The organism is Enhygromyxa salina (assembly GCF_002994615.1).
GTDB classification, from domain to species: Bacteria; Myxococcota_A; Polyangia; order Nannocystales; family Nannocystaceae; genus Plesiocystis; species Plesiocystis salina_A.
In genome coordinates this window covers 57,573-64,107 of sequence record NZ_PVNK01000281.1, presented here as the reverse complement: position 1 = coordinate 64,107, position 6,535 = coordinate 57,573, and the positions used below count along the sequence as shown (strand labels likewise).

At 69.3% G+C, this 6,535-nt stretch carries 5 protein-coding genes; 4 read left to right on the top strand and 1 reads right to left on the bottom strand.

Annotated features, from left to right (window positions below):
* The 4 genes from ENSA5_RS32815 to ENSA5_RS32800 form a co-directional block, all read left to right on the top strand.
* Positions 1–788, top strand: a 788-nt coding sequence (locus tag ENSA5_RS32815) for an RCC1 domain-containing protein (protein WP_373422457.1), incomplete at its 5' end; no start/stop codon positions are given.
* 499 nt (positions 789–1,287) lie between these two features.
* A complete protein-coding gene (locus ENSA5_RS32810; protein WP_106395670.1) occupies positions 1,288–3,561 on the top strand; it encodes an FG-GAP repeat protein in 2,274 nt (757 codons plus the stop codon).
* Entirely contained in the window at positions 3,558–4,820 is a 1,263-nt protein-coding gene (locus ENSA5_RS32805) for an RCC1 domain-containing protein (RefSeq protein WP_146156366.1), read from the top strand. Before ENSA5_RS32810 ends, ENSA5_RS32805 begins: the two co-directional genes overlap by 4 nt.
* Before the next feature lie 148 nt (positions 4,821–4,968).
* The gene (locus ENSA5_RS32800; RefSeq protein WP_146156365.1) at positions 4,969–5,256 is read left to right on the top strand and encodes a hypothetical protein; all 288 of its coding nucleotides are present in this window, start codon (positions 4,969–4,971) and stop codon (positions 5,254–5,256) included.
* 27 nt (positions 5,257–5,283) lie between these two features.
* Here the strand turns inward: ENSA5_RS32800 and ENSA5_RS32795 are convergent, their stop codons facing one another.
* Positions 5,284–6,438 carry a hypothetical protein gene (locus ENSA5_RS32795; RefSeq protein WP_106395667.1) on the bottom strand — a complete coding sequence of 385 codons (1,155 nt, stop codon included), beginning with the start codon at positions 6,436–6,438 and terminating at the stop codon, positions 5,284–5,286.
* Between the last annotated feature and the right edge of the window lie 97 nt (positions 6,439–6,535).

The following is a 6,535-nucleotide window of genomic DNA, read 5'->3' as shown; positions in this document are numbered from 1 at the left end:
GGGCGGGCGCCGAGTTGGGCTACGGCGACTCGATCGACCGCGGGGTCGGCCAAGATCCCAACGAGCTCCTCCCCGAGCTCCCCGATGTGCCGCTTGGTGGCGAGGCCGTTCAGATCGTGGCAGGTGGCACCGTGCACGGTGACCACACCTGCGCGCTGTTGCGCTCCGGCGGCGTGCGCTGCTGGGGAACCCAGACCTGGCTGGGGTACGGCACGCAGGAGGCGATCGGAGATGACGAGACCCCGGAACAGGTCGGCGACATCCCCCTCGGTGGCGCCGCGATCGCGCTGACCGCTTCGGGCAGCAATTGGTGCGCGCTGCTCGAGGACCACAGCCTGCGCTGTTGGGGGAAGGATGCGAACAGCGGTATCCTCGGCTACGGCGACATCTTCACACTCGTCGAATACGTCGGAGACGACGAGACGCCGATGGACATGGGCCCGGTGCCGGTCGGTGAGCCGGTCCAAGCCGTGTTCATGGGCGGCTTGCGTACCTGTGTGCTGCTCGATGGCGGACGCGTGCGCTGCTGGGGGAACTCGGATGGGGGGGAGATCGGCTACGGCCCTTTGGTCTCGACCCTTCGCGAGCCGCCCGACGAAGACCTCGAGCTCGGCGGCAAGGTCGTGGATCTGGCCGTGGGCTTCGACCACACCTGCGCGCTGCTCGACTCGGGGCGAGTGCGCTGCTGGGGCGACGCCTCCGATGGTCAGCTCGGCCTCGGTGATCCCACCCTCGAACGCACCGTGAGCACCCCGATCGAGGTCGAGCTCCTGCCCGAGTGCGACTGAGGCTGACATGACCAGGCTCGGCCGACCAAGGGCGAGGCGCCCCGACGCGCACGAGTGGAGCGGGGCTGAGAGGCTGGACGCATACCCGCCTGGCTCGACGCGCCCTCCGCCGCCTTGCCCGGCCGCCTGCCGCCTCGGGCACCGCGAGCGCTCGCCTCGACAACGTGTCGCGCGGTCTAAACCTCGACGGGCCAAGAGTCGGTGTTGTACCGCTCGTCGAACCTGGTTCCGGTGGCGTCGGCGGCGTGAGGTGCATGTGTCAACAATGTTGTCAGGCCTCGCCCGCCATTGCCCAAGATGACCCTGGTGGTATGGGAGTAGGATGCATTGGGGGGTCCACGCGGTCGTCATCGGCGTCACTCTTTGGTTGGTTCCCGTCACCACGTCACACGCCATGGACCCCGTGACGGGCCCCCTGGTCGCAGATTGTGCGTACCCGTCGACCGTGAGGGTTGGTGCCAATTGCACGGGCTCGTATCTGGGGGATGGGGTTGTGTTGATGGCGGGGCATTGCATTGAGCCGGGGCAGCCCTCGAAGATCACCTTCGGCAACGCCGACAGCGCCGCCGATCCCGACGGCGACCGCTTCGAGATCGACGTCCCCGAGCATTCAGACCCCGAGTATGTGGGCCAAACCTGGTGCTTCACCCCGGACGAAGGCGGGTGGCTCTCGAAGGGCAACAATATTTGGCACTACGCGGGCGTGGACCTGGCGGTCTGTCTGCTCGACTCGACCGATCCCGACTACGCCAAGCTCGCCTCGCTCCCGACCGTCCCGCTCATGGTCCCGACTGGGTGCATCCGAGATTGGCTGCACGAGCACTTGTGGACGACGTACGACTGCGCTTCGGGCCAGGTCAAGGGCGCGAACGGGTGCTGGACGCCGCCGCCGCCCATCGGCGGGGCGGCCGACGGAAACTTCCCCGGCGTCGACGTGACAGCGGTGGGCATGGGCACCGAACCCGATGACGACGAGGGTGGATTCAAGCGCGCGTTCAACCCAACCTTCTATGTCCAGGTCGACAATTCGGAGCCCGCGTCCGCGCCCTACGGTGGCTACTACCACCCGGGTAGCCCGAACCAGCTCGTCACCAACTACGCGTTCGAGTGGGACGAGACGCCGATCTTCGGGATGGCGACCATGAGGGGAGACTCGGGCGGGCCGATCCTCTACCGGCTGCCCGACGGGACCTGGCGAGTGCTCGGCGACCTCAACGGGGACGCGCTCGGCGCTGGGGACATGGACCTTTACGAGGCTGCTCCAGCCTACTTGCACTGGATCGAGAAGGAGACAGGCCGCGACGTCACCCCCTGTCACGACCTCAACGACGAGGACGAGTGGGAGTGGCACGGCGGCTGCCTCGGCGAGCTGCCGACCTCGATCGACTCCGGGGTTGGCGGGAGCTACGCTGGCGACAGCTGCTCGATGCACGAGACCGGCGGCCAGGTGTGCGGTGGCTGGAAGGCGCCGCCGCTGAGCCAGGTGACCAACAGCGTGCCCAAGCCGCATCACCCGTGGATCCTGGCCGCCGTGCTCGAAGAGGAGCTCGCGCCAACCCTGGCCCTCGCCAACCAGGGCGACTTCGGGGATCCCGTCGACGTCGACGCAGTCGCCGACCACCTCTACGCGATCGCCTACGGCCAATCCTCCTACACCTTCCTCGCCAATATCTACGACGCGGGCGGGCCTGGCGGGTATCTGAGCACCGCGGTCACCGCCTCCTTCGCTGGTGCGGATGGCGGCGACTACGAGGTCTTCTCGGATCCAGACTACGACTGTGGCAAGGGCCGGATCATCGTCGTCGACCCCAGCGGCGCCCGGGTCGACTGGGGCCTCGACAGCAGCGGCGTGCTCGGCACGGCGGCGTGTGAAGACTTCTTCGGCGCAGGGCTCGCGGTCGGCGACTTCAACGGCGACGGCTACGATGACCTGGCCGTGGGCACGCCGGGCGCGACGATCAGCTCGCTGTCGTCGGCCGGCAGCGTGCACGTCATCTACGGCTCCCCCGCGGGGCTCACGGCCGTCGGCGATCAGGTGTTCGATCAAGACACGGCCGGGATCGGCGGCGCAGCCGACGAGTGGGCGTTCTTTGCAGAACAGCTCGCCACTGGCGACTTCGACTGCGACGGCATCGACGACCTCGCAATCGGCTCGCCGCGGGCGACCGTCGAGGGTGAGCACGAAGCGGGCGTGGTCCATGTGCTGTTCGGGACCAGCGGGGGTCTCAGCTCCGTCAACGACTTGCTGTACGAGGGCCGGGCCGGAGCGGGCGACGCCCCGGAGGCACGCGACCACTTCGGGGCCAGCGTCGCAGCGGCTCGGCTCGCGGGCACGAGCTGCTCGGACCTGGTCATCGGCGTGCCCGGACAAGACACCGACTCGGGCGCCGACGTCGGCCAAGTCCACGTACTGTATGGCAGCATCAGTGGACTGCCGACCCAGGCTGACGAAACCCTGGTCCAAGGCCAGGGCCGCGTCGCCGACTTCGCCAGCCCGCACGATCGTTTTGGTGCGCGCCTGGAGGTGATCTCGAGGCCTGAGGGCGATACGCTGCGGATCTTGGCGCCCAACGAGCAGTGCAACCCGAGCTCGGGCGAAGCGGTCATCGGCTGGCACGTCGTCCACGCTGGCACGGGCGGCGTCGATCTCACGACCGACGCGCTCGAGTGCACGGCGCTCGGGCGGGCGTCGATCGCGACCGACGCCTGGGGTGACCTCGAGCAGCTCTCGTTGCTCCACGCCATACGGATCGCGCGGGAGGCCACGCCGTGACCCGGCTGCCTGGGGCAGTCGCGATGTCGGCGCTCGCGTTCGGGTCGGGCTGCGGCGGCGATGAAGTCGAGGCTCCGGCACACATCGTCGATCTGGTCCCGGACGGGCGCTCGAGTTGCGTGATCGACTCGCGTGGTCGCCTGCGCTGCTGGGGGGCTGGGGGCAACGGCTGGCTGGGGTACGGGGAGTCCGAGAACATCGGTGACGACGAAGACTGGTGTGAGGCCGGGTTTGTCGACATCGGCATGGCGGTCCGCTCGCTCGAGATACTCGGGGGTAACAAGTGTGCGATCTCCGACGCAGGTGAGGCCCGCTGCTGGGGGAGTGGGGCCGTTGGTTTCCCGTTCTCGACGCCCGAGCAGACGGCGGGCGAGGGGCTGCTGATTCGGGGTCCGTCACCGCTGGTCGAGATCGACCGAGGAATCGAGCATGCCTGCGTCTTGCTCGACACCGGGGCGGTGCGCTGCTGGGGGGCGGGCGCCGAGTTGGGCTACGGCGACTCGATCGACCGCGGGGTCGGCCAAGATCCCAACGAGCTCCTCCCCGAGCTCCCCGATGTGCCGCTTGGTGGCGAGGCCGTTCAGATCGTGGCAGGTGGGACCGTGCACGGTGACCACACCTGCGCGCTGTTGCGCTCCGGCGGCGTGCGCTGCTGGGGAACCCAGACCTGGCTGGGGTACGGCACGCAGGAGGCGATCGGAGATGACGAGACACCCGAGGAAGTGGGCGATGTTCCCCTCGGTGGCGCCGCGATCGCGCTGACCGCTTCGGGCAGCAATTGGTGCGCGCTGCTCGAGGACCACAGCCTGCGTTGTTGGGGGAAGGATGCGTATACCGGCATCCTCGGCTACGGCGATATCTTCGGGGACGTCGAATACGTCGGAGACGACGAGACGCCGATGGACATGGGCCCGGTGCCGGTCGGTGAGCCGGTCCAAGCCGTGTTCATGGGCGGCTTGCGTACCTGTGTGCTGCTCGATGGCGGTCGGGTGCGATGCTGGGGGAACTCGGATGGGGGGGAGATCGGCTACGGCCCCCTGATCTCGACCCTTTACGAGCCGCCCGATGAGGACCTCGAGATTGGCGGCAAGGTCGTGGATCTGGCCGTGGGCTTCGACCACACCTGCGCGCTGCTCGACTCGGGGCGGGTGCGCTGCTGGGGCGACAATTACCAGGGGCAGCTCGGCCTCGGTGACCCGACGCTCGAACGCACCGTGAGCACCCCGATCGAGGTCGAGCTCCTGCCCGAGTGCGACTGAGGCTGACATGACCAGGCTCGGCCGACTCGCAACGGGACTCGCAATTGGCCTGCTCGTCTCGGCGGCGGTTGTCGCCCTCGCGCTCGTCGTCCAGCCGAGTGAGGCGCCGCGAAGCGCGAGCATCGAGCGGCCCCCCAGCATGAATGAGGTGCGGCCAAGCAAAGGCGGCTGGGGCACGCCGCACGCGGGCGGCCCGACAGGCTCCACAGGGCTCGAACAGGGCTGGGATGCGCTCTCGCAGGTCCAGCGAGTCGAGTCGGCGACGCGGGAGTTCGAGCAGGCCTTGAGCTACCTCGAGGTCGAGCACAAGAGCGCCGACGCGCTCTTGCGAGCACGCCGTGCGCTGACCTTACTGCGTCCAGAGCTGTCCAGAACGCGACGGGGCATCGATCGCCACGCCGAGCTCGAGCGGCGCTTCGAAGCGCTGGCGGAGTAGCTCGAGCTGGGTGGCGCAGGGTGTGCGTCAGGGGCCGAAGCCGCCGTGTTGCAGGTGCACGGCCTCGACGAAGGAGGTCGGCGTGCGGCTCTCGTCGCCGGGGATCACCCACCACTGATTGCGCAGGCTGTTCATCAAGTTGGTCCGCTGCTCGTCGCTCATCTCGGGCAGGCGGCCAAACCAGTACTTGATCTTCTTGGCGTCGACCTGCGGCGAGCGGAGGAGCGCCGCGACCAGCTCGGGGTACTGCGCGGCCAGGTCTTCGGGGACCTTGGCCTTGGCGCCGGGCTCGGACAGCGGCGGGGTGAAGTGCTCGAGCATGTCGACGAAGCCGCCGAGCTCCTCGTCGTTCATGGCCGAGAGCGCCAGGAACCAGCCCTCGCTGACGTTGGACTGCAGGGCGATCAGGGTCAGGATGTGGGCGTAGGTTGGCTGCTGCGAGTCGCGGACCACGAGCGCGCGGCCGGGTCGGAGCTCCTGGCAGCTGCGGCCGCAGGCATCCTGAACGCCGCGTTCGCAGGCAGCGGCGAAGCTCGCGTCGGCCTGGGAAGGTTGGCCCGCGTGGCAGTAGACGACGCCGAGGGTCTCCTCGATCTCGGGCTCGGGGACGAGCTGCGTGGCCTTGCGGGCGGCCTCGATCGCGAGCTCGTCGCAGGTGGTCGCGCCGTCGCTCACCTCGTCGCTCACACCAGTGCAGCGGGTCCACGCCTGGACGCTGCAGGCGCGGCCGTCGTTGGCGGCGCACCCGGCTGCGCTGAGCGTGGCCACGCGATCGGGCGAGACCTCGGCGCAGGCGCGCAGCTCACCCTGGTCGCAGCGCGCGGCCGGGTCTGGGGAGCAGGCCTCGGAGCTGCCGTGGGTGCAGGCGAGCTGGCGGAATTCGGCGGCCTCGTCTGGATCCCAGCTGTTGTGCGCGAACTCGAGGCAGGCCGCGGCGCAGCCCTCGGTGCACGCCGATCGCAGCGAGCCTCGGTGGGCGGCGTAGTCGTCTGCGCTCGCGTCGAGTCGCCCCGCGCGGAGCTGCGCGATCAGCTGGTCGCCCGCGGACGCATCGCCCGCGGCGCAGGTGCTGACGAGGTCGCCGGCCGGACCTGCATCGGGCTGGGTCGTGCCCGGGCCGTCGCAGGCTCCGGCCGCGAGCCCAAACCCAAACAAGCAGACGGCGAGGAGGTGGTCACGCATGTTGTGTCGCCGCCGGGTGATCGTGCCGCGCGCGCGCGCAGGGCAAGAGCCGCTCGCCAGGGCCGTCGACGCTCGAGCCGTCGCCGCTCGGGTCCGT